General features: G+C 71.4%; 18 protein-coding genes and 1 tRNA gene. 9 read left to right on the forward strand and 10 right to left on the reverse strand.

The window, feature by feature from the left end:
• Positions 1-285 precede the first annotated feature (285 nt).
• The 4 genes from AB5J49_RS26205 to AB5J49_RS26220 all read left to right on the forward strand — a co-directional run bounded on the left by AB5J49_RS26205 (position 286) and on the right by AB5J49_RS26220 (position 4,906).
• Complete coding sequence (locus AB5J49_RS26205) at positions 286-1,563, forward strand: aspartate kinase (RefSeq protein ID WP_369171158.1); 1,278 nt, start codon at positions 286-288, stop codon at positions 1,561-1,563.
• Positions 1,563-2,627: an aspartate-semialdehyde dehydrogenase gene (locus AB5J49_RS26210; protein ID WP_369171159.1), complete on the forward strand. Its 1,065-nt coding sequence runs from the start codon at positions 1,563-1,565 to the stop codon at positions 2,625-2,627. The genes AB5J49_RS26205 and AB5J49_RS26210 overlap by 1 nt, the downstream gene beginning before the upstream one ends.
• Before the next feature lie 477 nt (positions 2,628-3,104).
• On the forward strand, positions 3,105-3,710 hold the full coding sequence (locus tag AB5J49_RS26215; protein ID WP_369175264.1) for a SigE family RNA polymerase sigma factor: 606 nt from the start codon (positions 3,105-3,107) through the stop codon (positions 3,708-3,710).
• A 149-nt stretch (positions 3,711-3,859) separates the two neighbouring features.
• Complete coding sequence (locus tag AB5J49_RS26220) at positions 3,860-4,906, forward strand: hypothetical protein (protein WP_369171160.1); 1,047 nt, start codon at positions 3,860-3,862, stop codon at positions 4,904-4,906.
• A 261-nt stretch (positions 4,907-5,167) separates the two neighbouring features.
• On the opposite strand, the gene AB5J49_RS26225 is transcribed toward AB5J49_RS26220, so the two are convergent.
• Together AB5J49_RS26225 and AB5J49_RS26230 are read right to left on the reverse strand one after the other, a co-directional pair.
• Positions 5,168-6,004, reverse strand: a complete 837-nt coding sequence (locus AB5J49_RS26225) for an SURF1 family protein (protein ID WP_369171161.1) — start codon at positions 6,002-6,004, stop codon at positions 5,168-5,170.
• 170 nt (positions 6,005-6,174) lie between these two features.
• Positions 6,175-6,999: a class I SAM-dependent methyltransferase gene (locus tag AB5J49_RS26230; protein WP_369171162.1), complete on the reverse strand. Its 825-nt coding sequence runs from the start codon at positions 6,997-6,999 to the stop codon at positions 6,175-6,177.
• Between the two features lie 70 nt (positions 7,000-7,069).
• Between AB5J49_RS26230 and AB5J49_RS26235 the strand changes: the two genes are divergently transcribed.
• Complete coding sequence (locus tag AB5J49_RS26235) at positions 7,070-8,908, forward strand: prolyl oligopeptidase family serine peptidase (protein ID WP_369171163.1); 1,839 nt, start codon at positions 7,070-7,072, stop codon at positions 8,906-8,908.
• Between the two features lie 37 nt (positions 8,909-8,945).
• Here the strand turns inward: AB5J49_RS26235 and AB5J49_RS26240 are convergent, their stop codons facing one another.
• Positions 8,946-10,889: an NAD-binding protein gene (locus AB5J49_RS26240; RefSeq protein WP_369175265.1), complete on the reverse strand. Its 1,944-nt coding sequence runs from the start codon at positions 10,887-10,889 to the stop codon at positions 8,946-8,948.
• 182 nt (positions 10,890-11,071) lie between these two features.
• Between AB5J49_RS26240 and AB5J49_RS26245 the strand changes: the two genes are divergently transcribed.
• The 4 genes from AB5J49_RS26245 to AB5J49_RS26260 all read left to right on the forward strand — a co-directional run bounded on the left by AB5J49_RS26245 (position 11,072) and on the right by AB5J49_RS26260 (position 14,773).
• On the forward strand, positions 11,072-12,124 hold the full coding sequence (locus tag AB5J49_RS26245; protein ID WP_369171164.1) for a permease: 1,053 nt from the start codon (positions 11,072-11,074) through the stop codon (positions 12,122-12,124).
• Positions 12,121-12,894, forward strand: a complete 774-nt coding sequence (locus AB5J49_RS26250) for a TIGR03943 family protein (protein ID WP_369171165.1) — start codon at positions 12,121-12,123, stop codon at positions 12,892-12,894. Before AB5J49_RS26245 ends, AB5J49_RS26250 begins: the two co-directional genes overlap by 4 nt.
• A 392-nt stretch (positions 12,895-13,286) precedes the next feature.
• Positions 13,287-14,516 (forward strand): amidohydrolase family protein, encoded by a 1,230-nt coding sequence (locus AB5J49_RS26255; RefSeq protein WP_369171166.1) that lies wholly within the window; start codon positions 13,287-13,289, stop codon positions 14,514-14,516.
• 68 nt (positions 14,517-14,584) lie between these two features.
• Positions 14,585-14,773 (forward strand): ferredoxin, encoded by a 189-nt coding sequence (locus AB5J49_RS26260; protein WP_369171167.1) that lies wholly within the window; start codon positions 14,585-14,587, stop codon positions 14,771-14,773.
• A 57-nt stretch (positions 14,774-14,830) separates the two neighbouring features.
• On the opposite strand, the gene AB5J49_RS26265 is transcribed toward AB5J49_RS26260, so the two are convergent.
• The 7 genes from AB5J49_RS26265 to AB5J49_RS26295 form a co-directional block, all read right to left on the reverse strand.
• Positions 14,831-15,601 (reverse strand): glycosyltransferase family 2 protein, encoded by a 771-nt coding sequence (locus tag AB5J49_RS26265; protein WP_369171168.1) that lies wholly within the window; start codon positions 15,599-15,601, stop codon positions 14,831-14,833.
• Complete coding sequence (locus AB5J49_RS26270) at positions 15,598-16,167, reverse strand: UTRA domain-containing protein (protein ID WP_369175266.1); 570 nt, start codon at positions 16,165-16,167, stop codon at positions 15,598-15,600. The genes AB5J49_RS26265 and AB5J49_RS26270 overlap by 4 nt, the downstream gene beginning before the upstream one ends.
• A gap of 385 nt (positions 16,168-16,552) precedes the next feature.
• On the reverse strand, positions 16,553-20,662 hold the full coding sequence (locus tag AB5J49_RS26275; RefSeq protein ID WP_369171169.1) for an AAA family ATPase: 4,110 nt from the start codon (positions 20,660-20,662) through the stop codon (positions 16,553-16,555).
• A gap of 498 nt (positions 20,663-21,160) precedes the next feature.
• Positions 21,161-22,273 (reverse strand): ABC transporter substrate-binding protein, encoded by a 1,113-nt coding sequence (locus tag AB5J49_RS26280; protein WP_369171170.1) that lies wholly within the window; start codon positions 22,271-22,273, stop codon positions 21,161-21,163.
• A 691-nt stretch (positions 22,274-22,964) separates the two neighbouring features.
• Positions 22,965-23,588, reverse strand: a complete 624-nt coding sequence (locus tag AB5J49_RS26285; RefSeq protein ID WP_369171171.1) for a hypothetical protein — start codon at positions 23,586-23,588, stop codon at positions 22,965-22,967.
• A gap of 593 nt (positions 23,589-24,181) precedes the next feature.
• Positions 24,182-24,255, reverse strand: a tRNA-Pro gene (locus AB5J49_RS26290).
• Positions 24,256-24,288: 33 nt separating this feature from the next.
• The gene (locus tag AB5J49_RS26295; protein WP_369171172.1) at positions 24,289-25,098 is read right to left on the reverse strand and encodes a Pr6Pr family membrane protein; all 810 of its coding nucleotides are present in this window, start codon (positions 25,096-25,098) and stop codon (positions 24,289-24,291) included.
• Between the last annotated feature and the right edge of the window lie 226 nt (positions 25,099-25,324).

The following is a 25,324-nucleotide window of genomic DNA, read 5'->3' on the forward strand; positions in this document are numbered from 1 at the left end:
CGATGGAGCCTTGTGCTCCTGGTGTGGCGACGACGACGCGAAGTTATCGGTCGACTACGGAGAGCGTCAATGGCGGAGATCGCGATCGGCGGTCCGTGCGTCGGAGTCGGGCAGGTGAGCGGCCGCGTCGACCCGAGTGACCTGCACCACTAACCCGGTTGCCCTACCCCCGACGGGGCAGACACCATCCCGGAGCGCCGGAATCTCACCATCTGGGAACCCCAAGGTCGTTTTCGGACGCTCGTTAAACTGAGCCGACACACACGGACTGAGCGAGGAGCGCACGTGGGCCTTGTCGTGCAGAAGTACGGAGGCTCCTCCGTAGCCGATGCCGAGGGCATCAAGCGCGTCGCCAAGCGGATCGTGGAAGCCAAGAAGAACGGCCACCAGGTGGTCGCCGTGGTTTCCGCGATGGGCGACACGACGGACGAGCTGATCGATCTCGCCGAGCAGGTATCCCCGATGCCTGCCGGGCGCGAGCTCGACATGCTGCTGACCGCCGGAGAGCGGATCTCCATGGCGCTACTGGCCATGGCGATCAAAAACCTGGGCCACTCGGCCCAGAGCTTCACCGGCAGCCAGGCAGGTGTCATCACCGACTCGGTCCACAACAAAGCCCGGATCATCGATGTCACGCCTGGCCGCATCCGCACCTCGGTGGACGAGGGCAACATCGCCATCGTGGCCGGGTTCCAGGGCGTCAGCCAGGACTCGAAGGACATCACCACCCTGGGGCGCGGCGGGTCGGACACGACCGCCGTGGCGCTGGCCGCCGCCCTCGACGCCGAGGTGTGCGAGATCTACACCGACGTCGACGGCGTGTTCACCGCCGACCCGCGTGTGGTGAAGAAGGCGAAGAAGATCGACTGGATCTCCTTCGAGGACATGCTGGAGCTGGCTGCGTCCGGCTCGAAGGTGCTGCTCCACCGCTGTGTGGAGTACGCCCGCCGGTACAACATCCCGATCCACGTCCGGTCCAGCTTCAGCGGACTGCAGGGCACGTGGGTCAGCAGCGAGCCGATCGATCAAGGGGACAAGCAGGTGGAGCAGGCCATCATCTCCGGTGTCGCGCATGACACCTCCGAGGCCAAGGTCACCGTCGTCGGTGTGCCGGACAAGCCGGGCGAGGCCGCCGCGATCTTCCGGACGATCTCCGACGCCGAGATCAACATCGACATGATCGTGCAGAACGTGTCCGCGGCCTCCACCGGCCTGACGGACATCTCCTTCACGCTCCCCAAGGCCGAGGGCCGCAAGGCCATCGACGCCCTGGAGAAGAACAAGAGCGGCATCGGCTTCGACTCGCTGCGCTACGACGACCAGATCGGCAAGATCTCCCTGGTCGGTGCGGGCATGAAGACGAACCCCGGCGTCACCGCCGACTTCTTCACCGCGCTGTCCGACGCCGGCGTGAACATCGAGCTGATCTCGACCTCCGAGATCCGTATCTCGGTCGTCACCCGCGCCGACGACGTCAACGAGGCCGTCCGCGCCGTGCACAGCGCCTTCGGTCTCGACTCCGACAGCGACGAGGCCGTCGTGTACGGAGGCACCGGACGCTGATGGCGGGGAGGGAGTCCCGCCGACCGACGCTCGCGGTCGTGGGAGCGACCGGAGCCGTCGGCACGGTCATGCTCCAGATCCTCTCCCAGCGTGCCGACATCTGGGGTGAGATCCGTCTCGTCGCCTCGCCGCGCTCGGCCGGCCGCAAGCTGGCCGTGCGCGGCGAGGAGGTCGAGGTGGTGGCGCTCACCGAGGAGGCCTTCGACGGGATCGACGTCGCGATGTTCGACGTACCGGACGAGGTGGCCGCCCGATGGGCACCGATCGCCGCCGCCAAGGGCACGGTGGTGGTGGACAATTCGGGCGCCTTCCGGATGGACCCGGATGTGCCCCTGGTCGTTCCCGAGGTCAACCCGCATGCCGTACGGATGCGGCCGCGCGGCATCGTCGCCAACCCCAACTGCACCACCCTCTCCATGATCGTGGCGCTGGGCGCGCTGCACGCCGAGTTCGGCCTGCGCTCCTTGGTGGTCTCCTCGTACCAGGCGGTGAGCGGGGCCGGCCGCGCCGGTGTGGAGACGCTCAGGCAGCAGCTTTCCCTGGTCGCCGGCACGGATCTGGGGAACAGCCCCGGTGACGTACGGCGGGCCATCGGCGAGAACACCGGGCCGTTCCCGGAGCCGGTCGCGCTGAACGTCGTGCCGTGGGCCGGTTCGCTGCGCGAGGACGGCTGGTCGTCGGAGGAGATGAAGGTGCGGGACGAGTCCCGCAAGATCCTCGGCCTGCCGCGGCTGCCGGTCGCGGTGACCTGTGTGCGGGTGCCGGTGCTGACCGGGCACTCGCTGACCGTGCACGCCCGCTTCGAGGGCGAGGTCACCGTCGCCAAGGCGCGCGAGATCCTGGCCACGGCGCCGGGGGTCGTGCTCTACGACGACCCGGAGGCCGGGGAGTTCCCGACGCCGGCCGACGTGGTGGGCACGGATCCGACCTGGGTCGGGCGGGTGCGGCGCGCGCTCGACGATCCGACGGCGCTCGAACTCTTCGTCTGCGGCGACAACCTGCGCAAGGGCGCGGCCCTCAACACCGCGCAGATCGCCGAGCTCGTGGCGGCGGAGTTTTCGTGAGAACTCCCGTGATGCCGGAAAACTCCTGGGCTTTGGTTGAATCGTTTGTAGGATCTATGTGAAAAGTGTGAGCCGATCGATGGTCCGGACCACTTGAACCGGACCCCGTCGGCAGCCGAAGATTTTCCTCCCCGCCCTGCAACCGCTTGCAAGGCGGGGAGCGTCTTTGCGGTCGCCCTCATGGGGCGCGAAGACGCGTTTTTTCTGGCGTGGGGACGCCATGGGCCGGACGTGGGGACGTCTGCTCATTTAGGACATAACGGAAGAGCGGGTAGGCATGTGGGCGTTTGACGCACGGTCAGCTGTGCTGCCTGGCACGAGAGGGTCAACTGCCGGGACTGACGCAAAAGTGACGTCCGGCACGTACAACCCTCCCGGGGGGAAGCGTGTCCAACAGGCGTGGCAGAGGTACTCGACTTCAGTGCGGCGACCCGCGGTACGGCCCTACGGCCGCCCCGCCGGCCCGTCCGACCCCGCATGTCCGGCGCGCCCGGCGGCATGCCGGTGATCGCGCCCATGCCCGCAGCGCGGCCCGCCCGCATTCCCAGTCAGCGCGACGGCTCCGAGCACGCCGAGAACACCGCGGCGGCCGGCACGACCGTCGACCATCTCACCGAGACCTACCGGGCGCACTACCGCTCGCTGCTGGGTCTGGCGGCACTTCTCCTCGACGACACCGCCTCCTGCGAGGACGTCGTCCAGGAGGCGTTCATCCGTGTCCACTCCGCGCGCAAGCGCGTGCGGGACCCGGAGAAGACACTGGCCTATCTGCGCCAGACCGTCGTCAACCTGTCCCGCTCCGCCCTGCGTCGCCGCATACTCGGACTGAAGCTGCTGTCCAAGCCGATGCCCGACATGGCGAGCGCGGAGGAGGGGGCGTACGACCTGCTCGAGCGCGACTCCCTCATCAACGCGATGAAGGGCCTGCAGCGTCGCCAGCGCGAGGTGCTGGTCCTGCGTTACTTCGCGGACATGACCGAGGCGCAGGTCGCCGAGACGCTCGGCATCTCGCTGGGCTCGGTGAAGGCGTACGGCTCACGCGGCATCGCGGCGCTGCGGGTGGCCATGGAGGCGCCGGCATGAGCGAGGACCATGACGGGCGGCGTCATCTGCACGTGCCCCACGAGCCGTCCGGGGGTCCCCTCACGCCTTTCGGGCAGTGGGGGAGGCATGAGCCGACAGGGCGGCCGGACAAGCAACAGCCGAAGCAATCGCACGCTGGGAACGGAACTGTGAACCACGGCCCCGACGATCAGGGCCCCGAGGGGCTCGACTCGGACGAGCTGGCACTGCGCCGCATGCTGCAACACGCGGTCGAGGAGATCGAGCCGCGCGACGGCACGCTGGACCATCTGCGGCGGGCGGTGCCCGCGCGGCGGGCGCGCAAGCGGCAGGCCCTCGTCGGTATGGCGGCCGCGGCCCTCTTCGTCGGCACCGCCGTCCCGGCCCTGGTGCACGTCTCCAACTCCACCGGCTCCGACGTCAACACGGAGTACGCCGGCCACGGCGAGCAGGCCCAGGGCGGATCCGGTCAGGGCAAGGAGACCGAGGGCGGCGAGAGCACCTCGGGCGGCTCCGCCGGCAAGACCGAGGACCAGGGCAAGGGGAGCGAGGAGGGCGAGGACAAGGGCACCGGCACCGGTCCGGGTACCGGCTCCGGAAGCCCCAGCGACCCCTTGGCGACCAGCCCGGCCGGCACAGCCGCGTGCACCGCCGACCAGCTCGGCACGGCGGGCGGGACCACGGCCCTCCCCGACCCGTCCGGCGCGGTGTACGGCACCTTCACCTTCAGCAACGTCTCCACCGTCGACTGCACGGTGAGCAGCCCGGGCACGGTGACCCTGGCCACGGCAGGAGCGGCGGACGGCAAGGTCACCGACGCTCGGCATGTCGCCGGCGACGCGGCCGCCGGCCTGCCCGACCCCGCCCAGGAGCTCACCTCGCTCGTCCTCAAGCCGGGCGACTCCTACCAGGTGAAGTTCGCCTGGGTCCCCTCGGAGACCTGCCCCACGACGAGTGACCCCAGCAGCGGCGGCACGGGCGGCAACGACCCCTCACCCACCCCGACCCCGACCGAGGACAACACCGGCACGACCGACGGCACGTCCACCGGCGGCGACACCGGCACCACCACCCAGCTGATGAGGGCGGACACCACGGCCGACGGAAGCGTCACCGTCTCCAACACGACGGAGGCGGCAGGGCCCACGGCCTCGGTGACGGTGTCCAACGCATGCGCCGGGATCGTGTACTGGACGGGCGTGCTGGCAGGGGCGTAGCCCGCGGGCGGCGCCGGCGGGCGGGCGGGCGCCTGCCGCGGCGCCGTCCCCTCTAGGTCGTGTCCGCAAAGTCCCGCCTGCCCCGCGACGCCTGGCACGCTCCCCCACTGCCTTGATGGCGTGGGAGGTGCCCCACTCGCCGCACCGCGCGAAAGCCCACGTACAACCAGTACGAGGGCTTCCGCGCGGCACGCCGAGAGCACGCACCAGACGCCGCAGGGCCCGCCCTTCGGGCGGACGACGGGACTTTGCGGAAACGACCTAGGCGGTCGCCTTCTCCTGCGTCGGACCCTCGCTCGGTTCCCCGGGCCGGGCCGGCTCGCCTCCGTCGGTCTCTGCGTCCGGTACCAGGCCGAGCTCCGCGTCCCGTACGGACTCCACCTCGCGGCGGAGCAGGCGGAACCACATGAAGACCACGAAGCCCGCGAACACGAACCACTCGCCGGTGTAGCCGAGGTTCTGGAACGCCTTCAGGTCGAGGCCGGTGTCGTTGGCGGTGGCCACCGGCACGGGCTTCATACCGGAGTCGGCCTTGGTGAGGGTGACCCAGGCGTCGTAGACGTCGTACGGCACCAGGTTCACCAGTGACGCCGCGCTGATCGCCGCCGTCTGGCCGGACGGCAGGCCGCCCTGGGCGGGCACGCCGTTCTCGCCGGGCACCTCGGACGCCTGGAGCGAGCCCGTGACCGTGACCTCGCCGGTGGGTGCGGCGGGGGCGTCGGCGCGGTCGGCGTCGCCGGGCAGCCAGCCCCGCACGACCGGCAGGGCCTTGTCCTCGTCGGTGTGCAGCAGCGTCAGGACGTAGAAGCCCTGCTTGCCGTCCAGCTCCCGGTCGGGGACGAGCAGCTGCTTGCCGTACCGGCCGCTCGCGGTGACCTTCTTGCCCACCGTCGCCTTGTCCACGGGCAGCAGCTCGGTGAGTGGACGGGCCGCCTCCTGCTGGTTCTCCGCGGCCTGCTCACCGGCGCTGCGATGGTCCGCGACCCGCGCCTCGAACCGGCTCAGCTGCCACGACCCCATGAACACGCAGAAGGGGATGGCGAGCAGCACGAAGACGTTGATTCCCCACCAACGGGGCGTCAGCAGAAACCGGTCCACGCCCTCAACGGTACGGGGCACCCGCGCGGCCCCGGGCCGCGGGGTCAGTACCGCTCGACGAGGTGCTCCCGGCCCGCGGGCGGCTCGTACGGCTCCGGCCGGCTGCATCGATATGCGCCGCCCGGCGCGTGGCCGTGACCGTGGATGTACGGCCGCCCTCGTCGAAGACGTCAGTTCCGGGTGGCTTTCAGTGAATACATCAGCGGAATCCGCGGCCGACCCGCCGGGAAGCCGTAGTAGCCGCCCTGCGCCTCGAAGGTCTCGAACCGGCGGAACAGCGAGACGTCGTGCTCGCGCAGGAACTCGATGCGCAGTCCGGCCGCCGCGAGCGCGGTCACCACCTCGCCGACCGGGTGCTGCCACTCGACGCTGCGGTTGTTGACCGTGTCGGTGCTGTCGGACCCGTACGTGCCGGGGATGTCGTACACCTGGGCGTCGCGGTCGAAGTAGTCGCGGACGATCCGGGAGCCCGTCTCGTCGTCGAGGACGTCGGTGAAGGGGTGGAACTCGGCGAGGTAGAGGAACCCGCCCGGCGCGACGAGCGAGGCCGCCGTCTCGGCCCAGCGGCGGATGTCGGGCAGCCAGCACAGGGCGCCCCCGCCGGTGTAGACGATGTCGTACGCGGGGTCCGGCACCGCTTCCACCGCGTCGTACACGTCGGCCGCGACGAAGGCCGCCCGGTCCTGACCGAGGCCGAGGTCGGCGGCGAGCGAGCGGGCCACGTCCACCGCGGGTTCGGAGAAGTCGAGGCCGACCACGCGGGCGGCGCCGTGCCGGGCCCAGGACAGGGTGTCGAGGCCCATGTGGCACTGCAGATGCAGCAGCGACCTGCCCGTGACGTCCCCCACCTCGGCCAGTTCGAAGTCGCGCAGCGCGTCGGCGCCGGCACGGAAGCCGTCGAGGTCGTAGAAGGAGCCCGCCGCGTGCAGGGGGACACGTTCGTCCCAGAGGGCGCGGTTGGCATCATTCCAGTCTGTGGGTGTGGCGGAGTGCATGGTCGAGAAGTTATCCACAGGCTGGGGACCTCGCCAGCCAATTGTCGGCCGGGCCAGGCACTATGGGGCCATGACTGAGAGCCACGGGTCCGATTCGCGGGATCACCACAACCAGAACAAGGACATGCCGGACTGGGAGAAGCGCTTCAGGGCGCCTCGGGTGTCGCTGCCCGACTGGGCGGAGGACGCCCCGGACCGCTCCTTGTTCGTGTCGAACGCCACAGGGACGTACGAGCTGTACGCCTGGGACCGGTCGACGGGCGAGCAGCGCCAGGTGACCGACCGGCCGAACGGCACGACGGACGGCGTGCTCACCCCGGACGGCGCGTGGATCTGGTGGTTCGACGACAAGGACGGCGACGAATTCGGCGTCTGGCGCCGCCAGCGGTTCGGCGGCGGCGAGGACGAGCTCGCGGCGCCGGGCCTGGACCCCTCGTACCCGGCGGGCCTCGCCCTGGGCCGGGACGGCCGTACGGCGATCGTGGGCCGCTCGACGGACGAGGACGGTACGACGATCCACCTGGCCCGCACCGGCGAGCCCCCGCTGGAGATCTACCGCCACCGCGAGTCCGCGGGCGTCGGCGACCTCTCGCACGACGGCACGCTGATCGCCATCGAGCACACCGAGCACGGCGACGCGATGCACTCGGCGCTGCGTGTGGTGCGCCCCGACGGCACGACGGTCGCGGAACTCGACGACACCAAGGGCGGCGCGCAGGAACTGGGCCTGGAGGTCCTGGGCTTCGCCCCGGTGGAGGGCGACGCGCGCCTGCTCATCGGCCACCAGAGGCGCGGCCGCTGGGAGCCGCTGGTGTGGGACGTGGCGACGGGGGAGGAGACGGACCTCGCGCTGGAGCTGCCCGGTGACGTGAGCGCCGAGTGGTATCCCGACGGCGCCGGTCTGCTGATCGCGCACAGCTTCGAGGCCCGCAGCGAGCTGTTCCGCTACGACCTGGCCCGGCGCGAGCTGGTGCGGATCCCGACCCCGGCGGGCTCGGTGTCGGGGGCGTCGGCCCGCCCGGACGGCAGTGTGGAGTACCTGTGGTCGTCGGCCGCGGAGCCGTCGGCGGTGCGCTCGACGACGGGCCGCGTGGTGCTGGACCCGCCCGGCATGAAGTCCCCCGGCTCGGTTCCGGTGGAGGATGTGTGGGTGCAGGGCCCGGGCGGCCGCATCCACGCCCTGGTGCAGCGGCCGGAGGGCGCCGAGGGCCCGCTCCCGACGGTGTTCGACATCCATGGCGGTCCGACCTGGCACGACAGCGACTCGTTCGCGGCGGGCCCGGCGGCCTGGGTGGACCATGGGTACGCGGTGGTGCGGGTCAACTACCGCGGCTCGACGGGCTACGGGCGCGCGTGGACGGACGCGCTCAAGCACCGGGTGGGGCTGATCGAGCTGGAGGACATCGCGGCGGTGCGGGAGTGGGCGGTGACGTCCGGCCTCGCCGATCCGGCCCGCCTGATCCTGACCGGCGGTTCGTGGGGCGGCTACCTCACCCTCCTCGGCATCGGCACCCAGCCGCACGCGTGGACCCTGGGCATCGCGGCGGTCCCGGTCGCCGACTACGTCACGGCGTACCACGACGAGATGGAGTCACTGAAGGCCCTGGACCGCACCCTGCTGGGCGGCACACCGGAGGAGGTGCCGGAGCGCTTCGAGGCGTCGTCACCGCTGACGTACGTCGACCAGGTCACGGCGCCGGTCTACATCTCGGCAGGCGTGAACGACCCGCGCTGCCCGATCCGGCAGATCGACAACTATGTGAAGCGGCTGGAGGCCCGGGAGGCGGTCCACGAGGTGTACCGCTACGACGCCGGGCACGGCTCGCTGGTGGTGGACGAGCGGATCAAGCAGGTGCGGCTGGAACTGGACTTCGCGGAGCGCCACTTGAAGGTGCCGCACCAGCCGTAGTCCGGTTCGGCGTGGCCGGGGGCCGCGAGCCCCCGGCCTACGCTCCCGCCCGCTCCCGCGACCGCCGCCCCAGCAGCTCCGCCAACCCCCGCCGCGTGGCGGCCAGTACCACCCGGTCCTCCTTGTGGAGGACGTAGTCGTCGGACAGGTCCCACACCCACCCCGGCGCACCGCCCGCCCGGCCGTCCTCGTACGCCTCCTCCACCGCCGGTTCCTCCCGGCGATCGTCGCGGCGTTCGTCCCGCCCGGTCCGGTCCAGCGCCAGCACCCGCCAGGCACCCGCCTGGAAGGCCTGGCCGACGGTCTTGTCCTCCAGTTGCGGATGACCGGCCACGTCCATCGCCGCGAACAGCAGCACCCGCCGCTCGACGGGAATGGCCCCCAGGATCTGACGGCCCATCATCGCCCCGGCGAACGCGGGCGCGGCCAGATGCGTCACGCTCCGGCTGCGGGTGGACGCGTAGGGGTGCGCGGCACGCAGGGTGCGGTAGACGGCGGTGGCGAAGTCGTCGTCGTACAGGCGCAGGACCACGCGGAGGTCGGGGCGGACGGAGCGCGCGTACAGGGCGGCTTCGAGGTTGGTCGTGTCCGCGCTGGTCACGGCCAGCAGCGCGTGCGCACGGTGGATCTTGGCCGCCTCCAGGACGCCTTCCTGAGTGACGTCCCCGAGCACCACCGGCACCCGCAGCCGGCGCGCCGTCGCCAGCCCGCGCGCGTCGGGGTCGGCCTCGACGCACACCACGGGGATGTGCAGTTCCCGCAGCCGCGTCAGCACCCGGGTGCCGATCTTGCCCAGTCCGAGCAGAACCACATGGCCGCCCAGCCCACGCGGCGGTTTGCGCAGGGCGGACGCGGTACGGAACGTGCCCAGTGCCTCCAGCACCGCCGCCAGCAGTACCGGAAGCAGCAGCAGACCCATCAGCCCGGACAGGAGCTGGAGGATCTGACGGGCCAGGCTCTGGTGGAGCGCGGGTTCGTTGATGGCGAAGAGGTCGAGGAGGGTCATGTAGGTGGCGTACAGGGGGTGTTCCCCGGTCACCACCATCAGCGCCACGGCCAGCGCCGCCACACACCCCACCAGTCCGGCCAGCGACCACCGCAACCGCCGCGAGAACAGCGAGGCGAACGACGGTACGACGCCCCGCCCTCCGCGGTTCGACGGCATCGACGGGCCGGCGTACGACACCTGCTCCAGGAGGACCGTGCCACGCCCTCTGGCCCCCTGCACCGCAGCCGCGTCCGGCAGCAGCAGCGGGCCCTGCTCGCCACCGCCGTCCGAACCGTCCGAACCGCCTGTTCCGGACGGGCCGTTGACGGTCGTGGACAGCAGGGCCAGCGTGACCAGCCCGGAAGGAGGCGCCTGACCGGGCCGCAGCGGAGGGCGTTCCACCGCGCGCAGCAGCAGGCCGTCCGTCTGCACGACCTTGGTGGTGCCGGCGACGGCGGAGGCGGCCAGCGCGGGGGCGGCCGTATCGGCGTCGGACAGGACGGTCGTGGAGGCGTCCAGACCGGCGTCGTCGGCACCCGTCGCCAACGTGGCCGCCTGGTCGAGGAGTTCCTCGATGTGCTGGCCCAACCGGCGGTTGTAGAGGCGCAGGACGAGTCGGAGGCGGGGGTTGAGGCGGCGGGCGGTGAGGGCGGCGCGGATGTTGGTCTCGTCGTCCTCATAGACGAGGGCGAGCGCGGCGGCCCGTTCCACGCCCGCGTCGGCGAACGCCTCCTCGGTGGCCTCGGCGGCCTCCACCACCCGTACGTTCCCGGTGGGTTCGCCGGCGCCGCCGACCCCGCCGCCCGCCCGGTTCACGGCCGCGGTCACCACCCGGTCGAGCAGCGCCGCCGACGCGGCCCGGGCCCGGCCCACGACCGGTGGCCGTACCGTGCGCTCGGAGGGCGGCACGACGAGCGTGACCTGTTCGCCGTACACCCCGCGCAACTCGGCGGCCAGCCGGTGCGCGAGCCCGTCGTCGCCGCACACCACCATGTGTGCGGCCGTGTCACTCCCTGAGCCCTGATTCGGAACGCTCGCCACAAGGGGAAAGAGTGCCTCACCGGGACGGGTGGTTCCACCGGCGCCCCCTCGGAAGCTGAACGCCCGCGCCCGGCCGGCCGTATGAATGGGGAGGGAAACCAGCGCCCTTCCGCACCACCGGAGGTACCTCGCCCGTGGCGATCACCAAGCCCGTCCCGCAGCGGACCGACGACCGCAGGGACCCGGAAGGGGCCTGGAAACCGGAGCGGGCCGGCGAGCCGAGCCCGGCGGATGAGGGCCGGCACCTCAACTCCGCCCTCCTCCTCACCATGCTCATGCTCGTGCTGGTGCTGCTCCAGAGCCCGATCCGCCGCGCCCTCGCCGCACCCGTGATGCAGAGCTGGACGACGGTGTTCGTCGCGGTGATGGTCCAGGCGCTGCCGTTCCTGGTGCTGGGGGTGCTGCTCTCGGCGGGGATCGCGGTGTTCGTGCCGCCGTCCTTCTTCGCCCGCGCCCTGCCCCGCCGTCCCGCCCTCGCCGTCCCGGTCGCCGGAGCGGCGGGCGCGGTGCTGCCCGGCTGCGAGTGCGCGTCCGTGCCGGTGGCCGGAGCGCTGGTCCGGCGCGGAGTCACCCCGGCCGCGGCGCTGACGTTCCTGCTGTCCGCACCGGCGATCAACCCGATCGTGCTGACGGCGACGGCCGTGGCCTTCCCCGGCCATCCGGAGATGGTCCTCGCCCGCCTGATCGCCAGCCTGCTCGTGGCCTGCGCGATGGGCTGGCTGTGGCTGCGCCTCGGCCGTACCGACTGGCTGCGACCGCCCTCCCACCTGTCCTACGACGGCCAGAGCAAGGGCGAGGCCTTCTGGGGCTCCGTCCGGCACGACGTGATGCACGCGGGCGGCTTCCTGGTGGTCGGCGCGATGGCGGCGGCGACCCTCAAGGCGGTGGCCCCGGAGAGCTGGCTGCGCACGGCGGCCGGCAACCCGGTGCTGGCGGTCCTCGCCCTCGCGGTCCTCGCCGTGGTGCTGTCGATCTGCTCGGAGGCGGACGCGTTCGTGGCGGCGTCGCTGTCGCAGTTCTCGCTCACGGCCCGCCTCACCTTCCTCGTCGTGGGCCCGATGATCGACCTGAAGCTGTTCGCCATGCAGGCGGGCACCTTCGGCCGCGCCTTCGCCCTGCGCTTCGCACCGGCCACGTTCGCGCTGGCCGTGGTCGTGTCGGTGCTCACGGGGGCGGTGATCCTGTGAACCGCCAGGCCCAGGCCGCGGTCCTGTTCCTGCTGGGGGCGTCCCTCCTGCACGCCGCCACGACCGACCTCTATCTGCGCTACGTCAAACAGGGCCTGCGCCCGCTGGTGCTGGCGTCCGGCGCGGTGCTGATCGCGGCGGCGCTGGCGACGGTCTGGTACGAGCGGAAGCGGACGCGGACACGGGCGCAGAAGCAGCGCGAGGCCGATCCGGACGCGCGACACGATGCCGATCAGGACCTCCACACGGAGGCCCACGCCCACCGCGAACCCCGAGTCGCCTGGCTCCTCGTCCTCCCCCTCTTCGCCCTGATCCTGGTGGCCCCGCCCGCCCTCGGCTCCTACAGCGCGACCCGCGCCGGTACGGCTCTCCAGGAACCCCTCGCCTATCCGTCCCTCCCCACCGCAGACCCGCTGCCCCTCAGCGTGGTCGACTACGCGGGCCGCGCCGTCTACGACCACGGCCGCACCCTCCACGACCGCCGCGTCCAGCTCACCGGCTTCCTGGCCCTGGACCGCGACGGCACCCCCTACCTCGTCCGTATGGCCCTCAACTGCTGCGCCGCCGACGCCCAGCCGGTCAAGGTCGCCCTCACCGGCCGGATCCCCCCGGTCCTTCAGCCGGACACCTGGCTCCAGATCACCGGCACCTACACCCCGCGCCGCGCCAAGGACCCGGTCAACGGCGGCCCGATCCCGTTCATCGAGGTCACGGAGGCGAAACCGGTGGCGGAGCCGACGGACCCGTACGACGAGAGCTGGAACAACTGACGTAGCCCGCCCTCGATACCCCGCCCTCGACACCCCGTCCCGGGCACCCCGCCCCCGGCACCCCGCGTACCCCTGACCCCCTGGGGGGCAAGGGGCCGCTGTGACGACTCCGCCCGTGCGTCACCGCCCGCCTCGGCGACCCAGAACCGCACCTTCCCGCCGGCGCAACTCCCGGATCATTTCTGCGAGTTCGATCACTTGGAGATCGTGGCGGCGCGCACGAGGTGCGGCAGCCCCCTGCGTCGGACCTTCGCGAACCTCCCCCCCCGCTGCACCGCTGACCGGATGGCCCCTTGCCGTCGCCGGGGAGTCCCCCTACTGTGAACCACAAATCTGATGGACCGTCAGATTCAGATTCCGGCGGTCCGCCGGCAGGCACGAGGGGGCCAGACGTGGCGACCGCCAACCGCAGTACCACCGACAGCAGCACCAAGGATCTGCCCAAGGTCATCAGCGTGGACGATCATGTGATCGAGCCCGCGCACCTCTTCGAGACCTGGCTCCCGGCCAAGTACCGGGACCGGGGCCCGAAGCCCCTCACCGCCGGTATCGGCGAGCTCGAGTACATCGGCGGGAAGTACCGGTTCACCACCGACCCGGACGGCCAGATCACCGACTGGTGGGAGTACGAGGGCGACCTCTTCCCGTACAAGCGCATCATCGCGGCCGTCGGCTTCTCCCGGGACGAGATGACGCTCGACGGCATCACCCGCGAGCAGATGCGGCGCGGCTGCTGGGACCCCAAGGCACGGCTGGAGGACATGGACATCAACCATGTCGAGGCCTCGCTCTGCTTCCCCACCTTCCCCCGCTTCTGCGGTCAGACCTTCGCCGAGGCCAAGGACAAGGAGGTCGGGCTGGCCTGCGTGCGCGCCTACAACGACTGGATGGTCGAGGAGTGGTGCGGCGACAGCGGCGGCCGGCTGATCCCGCTCTGCCTCATCCCGCTGTGGGACATCGACCTCGCGGTCGCGGAGATCCACCGGAACGCGGCACGCGGGGTGCGCGCGGTGACGTTCAGCGAGATCCCGACGTATCTGGGGCTGCCCTCCATCCACTCCGGCTACTGGGACCCGTTCTTCGCGGCCTGCGAGGAGACCGGCACGGTCGTCAACATGCACATCGGCAGCAGCTCCCAGATGCCGGCCGCCTCCCCGGACGCCCCACCCGCGGTCCAGGCGTCCCTGTCCTTCAACAACGCCATGGCGTCGATGATGGACTTCCTCTTCTCCGGGGTCCTGGTGAAGTTCCCCCGGCTGAAACTCGCGTACAGCGAGGGCCAGATGGGCTGGATCCCGTACGCCCTGGAGCGCGCGGACGACGTGTGGGAGGAGCACCGGGCCTGGGGCGGCGTGAAGGACCTGATCCCGGAGCCGCCGTCGACGTACTACTACCGCCAGATCTTCTGCTGCTTCTTCCGCGACAAGCACGGCATCGAGGCGATCGAGACGGTCGGCGTCGACAACGCGACCTTCGAGACGGACTACCCGCACGTCGACTCGACCTGGCCGGAGACGAAGCGGGTGGCCGCGGAACATGTGGGCGGGCTCTCCGACGAGGTGGCCTACAAGCTGCTGCGGGGCAACGCCATCCGGATGCTCGGCCTGTCCTTCGATCAGTGATTGGGAGGGCCCGGCAGATGGGCAGTCCAGTCGTGTCAACCCGACCAGGGTCCACGACGGGAGTGCGGATGAAGGTCAGAATCGACCCCACCCTCTGCTACGGCTCCGCCGAGTGCGTGCACAGGGCTCCGGCCGTCTTCGACTTCGTGGACGAGTACGGCGTGGTGCGACCGGGACGGGAGGACAGCGGCGACGACCCGCAGGTGCGGGAGGCCGCCGAGAGGTGCCCGTCCCAGGCCATCTCCCTCACCAGCTAGCGGTGGACAGCGGGTAGCGGCGGTCATGGCGTAGCGGCGGTCATGGAGTAGAGGCGGTCAGCGATCCGACGGATACCGCCAGCCGAAGGAGCCCAGCGCCCGCGCCCTGGCCTCCGCCACCGCCATGCGCGCCGCCCGCTCCGCCGGGTCCAGGTGGGCCGACTGACCGGTCGCCTGGCCCTCCCACTTGCGGTAGAGGAGCCCCACCTCCGCCGAGAACCAGCCCCGGCTCACGGAGTTGAGCGCGAGCAGCAGGCCCGTGTCCTCGGACGCGGGGAGCGCCATCCAGCCGCCGAGGGCGAGCAGGAGGTCCCGGCGTACGCAGAGGGTCGCGGGGTGGACCGGGGCGCGGAAGTCGTTCGCCTTCCAGAAGTCGAGCACGGCGCCTCGCTCGACGGGCCCCTCGTCGGGGTCGCCGGGGAATCCGGCCGTCGTGCCGTCCGGCAGGAGGTCCAGCACCCGGGAGGTCGTCCAGCCGAGGGTGCGGTCGGCTTCGAGGACCGCCAGGTCACGGGCGAGGACACCCGGGGTGAGCTGGTCGTCGGCGTCCAGGATCTTCACGTACTCGCCCTCGGCATGCGCGAGCGCGATGGTGCGCGCCACGCCGGGCCCCCCGGGCCGGCCCTGACGGAAGGTCACGCGCGCGTCATCGGGGACGTGCGGGCGGACCTCGTCCGTCTTCCCGTCCTCCTGGATCACCCAGTGCCACTCCCACCCCGCCGGCAACTCCTGTTCGCGCAGCGACTTGTGGGCATCCGGCAGGAACGCCGCCGAAGGGCCGTGGACAGCAGTGACGATGATGACGCGCCGACCCACTGCGGCACTCACCACCTTTCCAGGGAAGTGGTGAAGACCAGCTCCGCGCGGTCGCCGGGCAGCGTGACCTCGGAGATCTCCACGACGCGGTCGGTGATGTCGTACGACGTCTTGCGCAGCAGGATCACCGGCACCCCCGGCGGCAGGTCCAGCTCCGACGCCTGCCGAGGCGTCGGCGGCCGCGCGGTGACCCGCTCCTCGACCCGGCTCACCTCGACGCCGACCGTGTGGAGCTGGTTCTGTGTGCCGCCCGGCCAGGGCTCGTTGGAGTCGTCCAGCAGATCGGGGTTCGCGGCGATCATGGCGCGGACGAGGTAGGAGGTCACGAGGCTGAACGGGGCGCTCTCGGCCGAGCACCGCGTCCGGTAGGTGCGCTCCAGGAGCGCGGTCCCCTCCGGCACGCCGAACGAGTCCGCCAGTTCGGGGGGTGCGGCGACCTCCCGGTAGCGCGCATGGAAGACGAGGTCCCGCACCTGAAGGCCGGTCTCGTGCTCTGTGGCCCCGGTCGCGGCCCGCGTGGCGAGCGGGCGGCGGGCCCGGTCCTTCTCCCACTGGTGCCGGTGGTTGTCGCGGAGCATCGGCGTGCGGGGGTGTCGCAGGTCGTCCGCGATCACTTCGTACGCCTTTGGCACACGATCAGCGTACGACTCCTCAAGAGGCCTCGCCGGGCCGGGCGGGCCAGGCATGCCGTGCGGGCGGCAGTCGGCGCCGCGCACATGAGCCGTGCGTGAGCCGCGCACATGAGAAAGGCCCGATCGCTGGCGACGGGGGATGCACCAGCGATCGGGCTGAGCCCCACAGTAACAAGGCTGTCTGCCTCGCGGGAGCCGCCCGATCGGCTGCGGCGCCGGGTTGTGATTGGGATCACGGAAACCGCTGTCCGCCGAACCCCTCTCATGCCACTTGCGTCTCCGGCCCGTCACTGAGCGCATGGAGCCACGGGGTGCACGGATTGCCGAGGGCTCACCGAGGGGGTGCCGAGGACTCACCGCGTGCTCGCTGCTCCCCCGTGCACGGCGGCTCGTACGACAGCCGAGGCAGGTACTCATGCCATTTCTCCCGCGTCAGCACGCCCTGCGTGCTCGAACAGACGCGGCGGATCGCCTGGTCGACGTCCAGGTTCCACAGCCGGATGGTGTCGGTGCCGCTGGAGACGCCGAGCATGTGGCTCTTCGGGCTGAACGACAGGAAGTTTCCCGTCCTGGCGTTGGGGCTCATCGCCTGGCCGATGGCGGAGGCGGCGGCCGGGTTGGTGACGTTCCACAGCCGCACCGTGTTGTCGTTGCCGCCGCTGGCCAGGTAGCGCCCGCCCTCACTGAACGTCAGGGAGACGACCGCTTCGGTGTGGCCGGTGAGCGGGGCGCCGTGCGAGGTCGCCTCGTGCGGGTCGGTGACGTCCCAGAGCCGCACGGTGTCGTCGTCCCCGCCGCTGGCCAGCGTATGGCTGTCCGGACTGTAGGCGAGCGCGTTGACGGGCCCGGTGTGACCGGTGAGCGGGGCGCCGAGCAGGGTGGGACGGCGGGGGTCGGTCACCTTCCACAGCCGGATGGTGGCGTCCGCGCTGCCGCTGGCCAGGGTGCGGCCGTCCGGGCTGAAGGTGAGGGAGTTGATGTAGCCGGTGTGCCCGGTGATGGGCGGGCCGAGCGGCACGACATGGGCGGGGTCGCTGACGTTCCACAGCCGGATGGTGCGGTCGTCCCAGGCGGTGGCCAGCGTGCGCCCGTCCGGGCTGTACGCCAGCGCGTCGGGGCCCATGAACCGGGTGCGCAGCAGGATGGGGGAGTCGTAGGAGACCGGATGCGCCGGGTCGCTGACGTTCCACAGGCGCACGCTCTGCTCGCCCGTCGTCACCGCGAGCGTGTGGCCGTCGGGGGAGAACACCTGGGAGCGCTGGCCGGTGTCCCCGGGCAGGAACGGCTTGCTCAGCGCCACCGGCCGGGCGGGGTCCCGTACGTCCCACAGCCGGATCTTTCCGTCGCGCGCGGCCGTGGCGAGCACCTTGCCGTCCGGGCGGAACGCCCCGTTGCCGCCGATCATGTCCGACGTCGGGATCGACCACAGCCGGACCTTGCCGTCGCCGCTGCCCGTGGCGAGCGTACGGCCGTCGGGGCCGAACCCGAGCGCGTACATCTCCCCGCTGGCGCCCGCGAGGGGCTCGCCGACCTGCGAGGCGTACGCCGGATCCCTGACGTTCCACAGGCTCGCCGTACTGTCGGCGCTGGCGGCGGCGAGCATGGTGCCGGCGGGGTTGAAGGCCACCGACCAGATGGGGCCGGTGTGCCCGGTGAGCGGGGCGCCGAGCTGGGTGCCGTGGCGGGGATCGGAGACGTCCCACAGCCGGATCGTGTCGTCCGAGCTGCCGCTGGCGAGGGTGCGGCCGTCCGGGCTGAAGGCGACGGAGTGCACCAGGGCGGTGTGTCCGGTCAGCTCGGAGAGTTCCTTCGGCCGACCCCGGTCGGCCACGTCCCACAGCCGGATGGTCTCGTCGTCACCCCCGGCCGCCAGCGTCCTGCCGTTGGGGCTGAACGCCACCGACCGCACGGCGGCTTCGGCACCCTTCAGCGTGGCCAGCGCCTTGGGCCGCTCGGGGTCGGCCACGTCCCACAACCGCACCGTGCGGTCCTCGCTGACGGAGGCCAGCGTACGGCCGTCCGGGCTGAAGGCGACCAGGTAGATCGTGCCGTCGTGTCCGGTCAGGGGCGCGGCGAGGGGACGCGGCCGGCTCGGGTCCCGTACGTCCCACAGCCGGACCGTGCCGTCGTCCGAGGCGCTCGCGAGGGTGTGGCCGTCCGGGCTGAAGACCGCGCTGCTCACCCAGCTCTTGTGCCCGGTCAGCGGCTTGCCCAGGGGCCCCGGCCGCGCCGGGTCCGCGACGTCCCACAGGCGTACGGTCCGGTCGTAGCTGGCGGTGGCCAGGAGCCGTCCGTTCGGGCTGAAGCTGGTGAGGTAGACGGCGCCGGTGTGGCCGCGCAGGGGCGTGGCCAGCGGGGCGTTCACGATCGAGATCAGCCGGCTGTTGGTGTCCTCGTCGTCCGGGCGCAGCCGGTGTGCGACCAGGTCGAGCTGGGCGGACAGCGACGGGTCCGAGTACTGGAAGCGGTCGGCCTCGGCGAGCACCTGCGCGAACACGGCGTCGTCCCGCTGCTGCCAGGCGACCACCGCGGCACCGACGGCCAGCATCGCCAGCGCGACCAGCGCCGCGACCGCGCTGCGCATGATCCAGACCGTGCGCCTGCGCAGCCGGACCGCGGCGGCCAGGAACTCCACCGCGCTCCGGGTCAGGAAGGTGTCCCCGGCCGACCGCGCCCAGCTGCGGGCCTGCCCCAGCCGGGAGCCCCGGTAGAGCAGCGACGAGTCACGCCCCGACTCCTCCCAGGCCCGGCCGTCCTCCTCCAGCCGCTGGCGCAGCAGGTTGCCCTGCCGGTCCTCGTCGATCCAGTCGCGCAGCCGCGGCCAGGCATGGAGCAGCGCCTCGTGCGTGATCTCCACGGTCTCCGCGTCCAGCGTCACCAACCGGGCCCGCACGAGTGCCTCGAGCGACTCCTCCGTCTTGCCCGGATCCGTCGACTCCGCCGCCAGCTGCCGCCGCGTCCCGCGCCGCCGGGTGGCCTGTGTGTCCTCGCTCAGCCGTACCAGCCTGAGCAGGAGCAGCCGGGCGGCCGTACGCGCCGCCGGATCGAGCCCGGACCAGGCACGCTCGGCGGTAGCCGCGACGGCCCCCTGAATCCCCCCGGCCGCGCGATACCCGGCCAGCGTCAGCCGCCCCGCCTTCCGCCGCTGCCAGGTCGCGAGCAGCGCGTGCGACAGCAACGGCAACACCCCCGCGTGATGCGTCCCCCGCGGCCCGTCCGCACTCACCTCCCGCACGATCAGCTCCGCCAGCCCCGGCTCCAACTCCAGCCCCACGGCCTTGGCCGGCCCGGTCACCGCCTCCCGCAACTCCGCGGTGGTGAGCGGCCCGAGCACCATGTGCCGGTGCTGCAGCGCGTCGGCCAGCTCCGGGTGTCCCAGGCACTGCTCGTAGAAGTCGGCGCGTATACCGAGGACGACGAGCACGGGGGCCGGGCCGCCGGGTTCCACGGGCGTGCAGGCGGCGTGCAGGAGCTGGATGAAGGTACGGCGGTCCGCTGCGTCGGGGCAGAGGGTGAAGGTCTCCTCGAACTGGTCGACGATGAGGACGGCAGGGGTGGGGGCGCCGGAAGGGCCGGGGACGGCGGCGGAGCCTACGCGCCGGGCCCAGGCGAGGACGGCGTCCCGCGTGGCCTGCGCGAAGTCCGTGCGGGCCGCTCGGCCGCCGGCCCCCTCCACCTCCGCCAGCCCGACGCTTCCTTCTTCTCCTGCTTCGCCTTCTGCTCCTCCTTCGACCCCCTCGTGGGAAGAGACAACGTCCGCGAGTTCCGGAATACGGCGGGTCAGCTCGGCGAGCGGATCGGCGCCCGGCACGAGCTGCGCCACCGTGCTCGACCGGCCACTCTCACCGCTCAGCGCACCGTTCTGCAGGGCAGGCACCAGGCCGGCGTTCAGCAGGGAGGACTTACCGGCGCCCGAGGCACCGACGAGCATCACGAGACCGCCCGTCTTCCCCGCCGCGCGCAGCTGGGCCACCAGGGAATCCGTACTCCGCTCCCGGCCGAAGAACCACCCGGCGTCCTGCTGCCGGTACGAGGCCAGCCCCCGATACGGACACACCGCGCCGGAAACCGCGGGAGCCTCGACCGGAGTCTGCTCCTCCTCTTCCCCGGCGGTCGCACGCTCCCACAGCCGCTGCCACTGGCCCAGGTCGTACAGCCCGGCGGACACGGGGACCGGCCGGGCGCGCCGAGCCTGAGGGATCAGGACATGCAGAACGGCTTGCAGGGCGGCGAACTGGGCAGGCACGTTCTTGGCGCGGCGCCAGTCACTGATCCGCTGGGCGGACACCCGTACGGGCCGCCCGCGCTCATCGACCCGCTGAAGTCGGACGACCGCCTCGGCCACGCTCTTCAGCGGAGGATTCCCGGCCTCCTTGTAGAGCAGCGCGAGTCGTTCCGCGAAGGCTGTGCGCGCCCATGCATGGGAACTCAAGGGCTCCACTGCCTTACCTCCGCCGCGCCTGGACATCCGGACCGGAAAACTCACTTTATACGGCTGACCTGCGGTAAAGGCGGTGTCCGGAGACCGGACGCTCCTCTCCGGCACCCTCGACTGGCAGGATCACGACGCAAATGCGCATCTTCGCGCGTCGCTCAGGCAGGCCACCAGCCCAGAGCTCGGAGAGACCACTCATGGCGCCGCACGTTCTCGGTCACTTTCGGCAGGAGCCGCTTCCGTCGGATCTCCTCCCACAGGACCTACGAACGCCGCGCGCCGCCCTCGTCCTGCTCGATCCGCACTGACCCGCCGCCCACCGACACGGCAGGCCCCGGATCGACACCACCCCCGTTGTCCGGCACCGGTCCCCACGAGGGGAGGGACCGGTGCCGGACAACGTGGTATCCGTGACACCCGCCCAGGACCGGTCCCGTGCCGATGCCGGGAGCCGCTCACAGGGCGTCGATCACGGTCCGCCGGACGTGCAGGACCAGTGCTCTCTCAGCCGGCGTGAAGGATCCGGAAGCGATCGGGTTCCGCCGGATCCCGATCAACGACTTGGACGGGCGCCCAAGCCCATTGCCAAACGCTGATGCCCGGCGTTCGGGAGAACTGGATCTGTCCGCGGGTGCCTTCGACCGCGACACGGGGCCAGGATTCGGCAGTGCGCGCCCGGTCCGCGCCGTGAGAACGCAGCACATCGGCCAGGACGGCGACCGTGTCGTAGCCCTCGAAGGCGACGAAGGACGGCGCCTCGGCCAGCTGCTCGCGCAGGGCCGCCTCGACTCGCGCGCCGAGCGGGGTGAGGCGCTCGGGGAGGTAGCGCAGGAACGGGATCGCGGCGCTGTCGTCGCCCAGCAACGTCGCCCATTCGGCGAACTCCGGTTGCCCGGCCGGAGCACCGACAAGGATCTCGGCGAGGCGCCGGTCGCCGCGGACGGACCTGACGATCGGCACCGCCGGATCCGGGTGGCCGACCAGAAGAAGGAGGGCTGTCGCGCCACTGTCGACGAGCGCGTCGCACACGGCCGCGGGGGCGAGCGCGCTCACGTCGAGTTCGGTGACGGTGCCGCCGCGTGGAGCGAGGTGCTCCCGAAGGATGCGGGCCCCTGACGCCCAATAGACGCTCGGGAGGGTTGCTACGGCGATTCGACTGTGGCCCGCGCCGAGGAGGAAGTCCGCGTAGACCTGCCAGCCGCGCGACTGCGGCGGGGAGAGACGCGCGACCCATTGTGTTGGCTGTTCGGTGAGTGCGTCGAGAACCGCTGACGAGCAGAGGAACGGCAGGCCGAGGGCGTCGGCCCTGGAGGCAGCGGCGCGAGCGACGACGCTGTGATACTCCCCCGCCAAGGCAGCCACGCCCAGGCGAGCCAATTCGTCCACGGCCGCCGTGGCCCTCCGTGGATCAGCCGCGGTGTCTCGGACCACCAGCTCGAGTGGTCTTCCGACGATCCCGCCGGCGTCATTGACTTCGCGAACAGCCAGCTCGAGTCCAGCGAGCAAGTGCCGGCCTGCCTCGACCCAGCCAGGCCGAGTCAGCGGAACGAGAACGCCGATCCGGACGGATGACTCGTCGGTCCGCTGCGCTCCAGGTGGCGAGGATGGCGTATTCATACGTGGGGTTCCCCCGTCGGATGCTCCGGTTGCGGTTCGCCCGGATCGCAGAGTGGCAAGGCCCGCGAGTACGGGTCCGTCTCATCTCGCCGTGGCGGGCGCACCTGGGTGACCATGCCGGACATTGCATCCAGCACCATCGCCACCAGGCAACCGGTTATCCACACGGCCCGCCCGGCGTCCTCGGCCGTCTACGGGCTCGCTCCGCGAACGGGGCCGAACCCCTCTCCTCCCTGGGCGACGGCGGCTCGGTGTGGAGGTCGCCGACCTGATTGCCGACATCCCGGCCTGCTCCTCATCGCCGAACGCGCGACCCTACTGTGCTGACCTGCGGCCATGACACCTGAACAACGAGGTGGGACCGCGCCCCGGGCGAAGCCCCTGAGCGCGGTCCCTTTCGTCGTACCGGCGAGGCCCCCCGGAGGAGCATGATCCATCCCGGCACAGCCGTGACCGAGGAGATCTACCGCAAGCAGATCCGACCCAGCAAAACTACGCATCACAGGATGAAACAACGGGAGAAAACGACCTCTCAGCCGTAAGCCGCCCCGGCCACCCCGAGGAGGTGGTGTGTCACCGTGCCGCTGCCCCCTCGTCCGGCCGCCGTGCTGCTCTCGCTGGGGACGTCGGGCCGCCGTTTTCCGACCCCCGTGGCGGGAGGACGGCCCGGCCTTTTCCGGTGGCCGCCCGGTCAGTACAGCTTGTCGACGGCCGTGCTCGTGGTCTTCTTGAAGGCGGCCACGGGCGCGTTCTGGAAGTCGCCCATCTGTCCCCACTGCACGACGGTGACGGTCCTGCCGTCCCGCCCGACTGACAGCAGGGCGATGTCGGTGGCGCCCCAGGACGTCTCGGTGTGCAGGCCGCGGACGCGGGCGCCCTCCTCGACCGGCAGCTTGCCGTAGTCCCGGCCCTCGGCCTCGACGTCGGGCGAGGACTTCTCGATGCGGTCGGCGCAGGTGCGGATCAGGTCGTCGTAGTGCTTCGCCAGGGCCTTGGCCTGGGCGGCTGTGCCCGTCACGACGGTCAACTGCACGGCGCTGGTGTCCAGGTCGGTCCGGAACTCCCGGTGCCGGTAGTCGTAGTCGAGCACGCCCTCCGTGCTCACGCACATGCCGAGTTCCTCCGGGAACCCCTCGGTGACCGGCCCGGCGGTCCAGGACGACGTCGGGTGCGGCGGCAGCTGGGACGCCGACAGGAACTTGGGCGCGGCGGCCTTCGGCGCGGCGCCGGCGGCCGGTGCCATGAGGACCGTGCCCGCCGCGAGGGCGGCGACGGTGAGAGCGGTTAGAGCGCTCGTTCGGATGCGCATGGACATGGGTGTTCCCCCGTGGATGAATGCGTGGACGTGGATGCCGCGGCGAGGCCGGCTGGTCGGCCCGAGCCTGGTCGGTGCGGCACCAAGAGCATCAACGGTCACAGCGGCCGGGCGCAACAGCCAACGCCCGATCGAACACGGTGGAACCATCCCAGCCCCTCTGACGTGCAGGTACATGGGGTGCCTGGGATACCGTCCCGGGCCGGGTGCGGTCGTACGAGAACAGGGAGACTCCTACTGAGACGACCTCTGAGCATCGTCACCCATTCCAGACTGCTTCCCCGACTGGCAGTGGCGATCGGCAAAAGAGGCGCTGTGCCGGACTTGGAGGAAAGCCTCGGCCGCATTGAGGAGCTGCCCCCAAGCCCGTCCCCCTCGGCGCAGATCAGTGCCTCGATACCGGGGTGAATACGTGAGGCGCCTTGGTCGTCAGACATGGCCCGCCCGGTTCTTTTGACGTGCTGGTGTTGGAGCTCTGTCCAACGGCATCGGCGCTTGGTGGCTTCAGAGAAGCTGTTGCGTTCCGCCAAACGGGAACGAGTCAGGGGCCCGACCCGCTATGCGGATCAGGCCCCTGACCTGGTACTTCACTGTCGGGGTGGCGGGATTTGAACCCACGACCTCTTCGTCCCGAACGAAGCGCGCTGCCAAGCTGCGCTACACCCCGATGTCACTGCTTGTCGCGGCGACGACGTTTACTTTAGCCCACTGGTGGCTGGAGACGAAATCCGCTTTTCGCGCGGTGATGCGCACGGCGGCGGAGGGGGTTGGGGCGGGCGTGGTCGAGGGCCACGAGGAGGATGGCCAGGGCGTAGATGGCGAGGCCGATGAGGAGGGCGTTGCCCAGCACGCTCCGGTAGCCGTGCCGGCCCACGTCGAGGAACGGGTAGAGGAAGCGGGCCGGCGTGCCGGGGACGAGGAGCTCGCCTCGGGTGAGCGTGAACGCCAGGTAGGTGAGGGGGTAGAGCAGCCAGGTTGCCGCCTGGCGCAGGTGCAGTTGGCCGGGGGCCGTCAGGAGCAGCCAGTCCAGCAGGGCCGCGACGGGCGTCGCCGTGTGCAGGACCTGGGTGGTGAGCGTGTGCCAGCCTGTCGGGTCGGTGGCCTCGCCCGTCAGCACGCCGGGCAGCGCGAAGGGGCTCGACTCGTTCGCCAGCAGCAGGTGGTAGACCAGGCCCGTGACCATGGCGTAGAGCAGCGTCGCGCCCGTCAGTGCCGACGGGAGGGGGCGACGTGCGGTCCAGGCGCGGCGGGCCGCGAGGGTGAAGACCAGGGCCAGCAGGATGTTGGCCTGGATCGCGAAGTGGCTCAGGGTGCGCAGCGGGCTGCCGAGGGCCAGTTCCATGGTCACCGCCGCGCCCGCGGCCAGGGCGATCAGCGGGCGGTACACGGCGGCCCAGGGGCGGCGTACGGGGGCCATCACCGCCGTGGCGGGGACGTGGGAGGGCAGCAGCGCGGGGATGCCCGGTATCGCGGGAAGGTCCGGGATGTCCCTGGGTATCGGGGCGGTCATGCCCTCACGCTAAGCAGGGCGGACAAAAGGGGCGATGCGGGTGGGCTGAGCGGGTTACGCCGAGCCGCCCCTATGCCGGCCCCATCCCCGGTCCCGCCTGATCCCCTGGCCGCGGGATCCCCGCCAACTACCTACCCTCGCCCCACCAGCCACTCCGGCCCCACCAGCCACTCCGGCCCCACCAGCCACTCCGGCCCCACCAGCCACTCCGGCCCCATCAACCACT

This window comes from Streptomyces sp. R28, from assembly GCF_041052385.1.
Classification (GTDB): domain Bacteria; phylum Actinomycetota; class Actinomycetes; order Streptomycetales; family Streptomycetaceae; genus Streptomyces.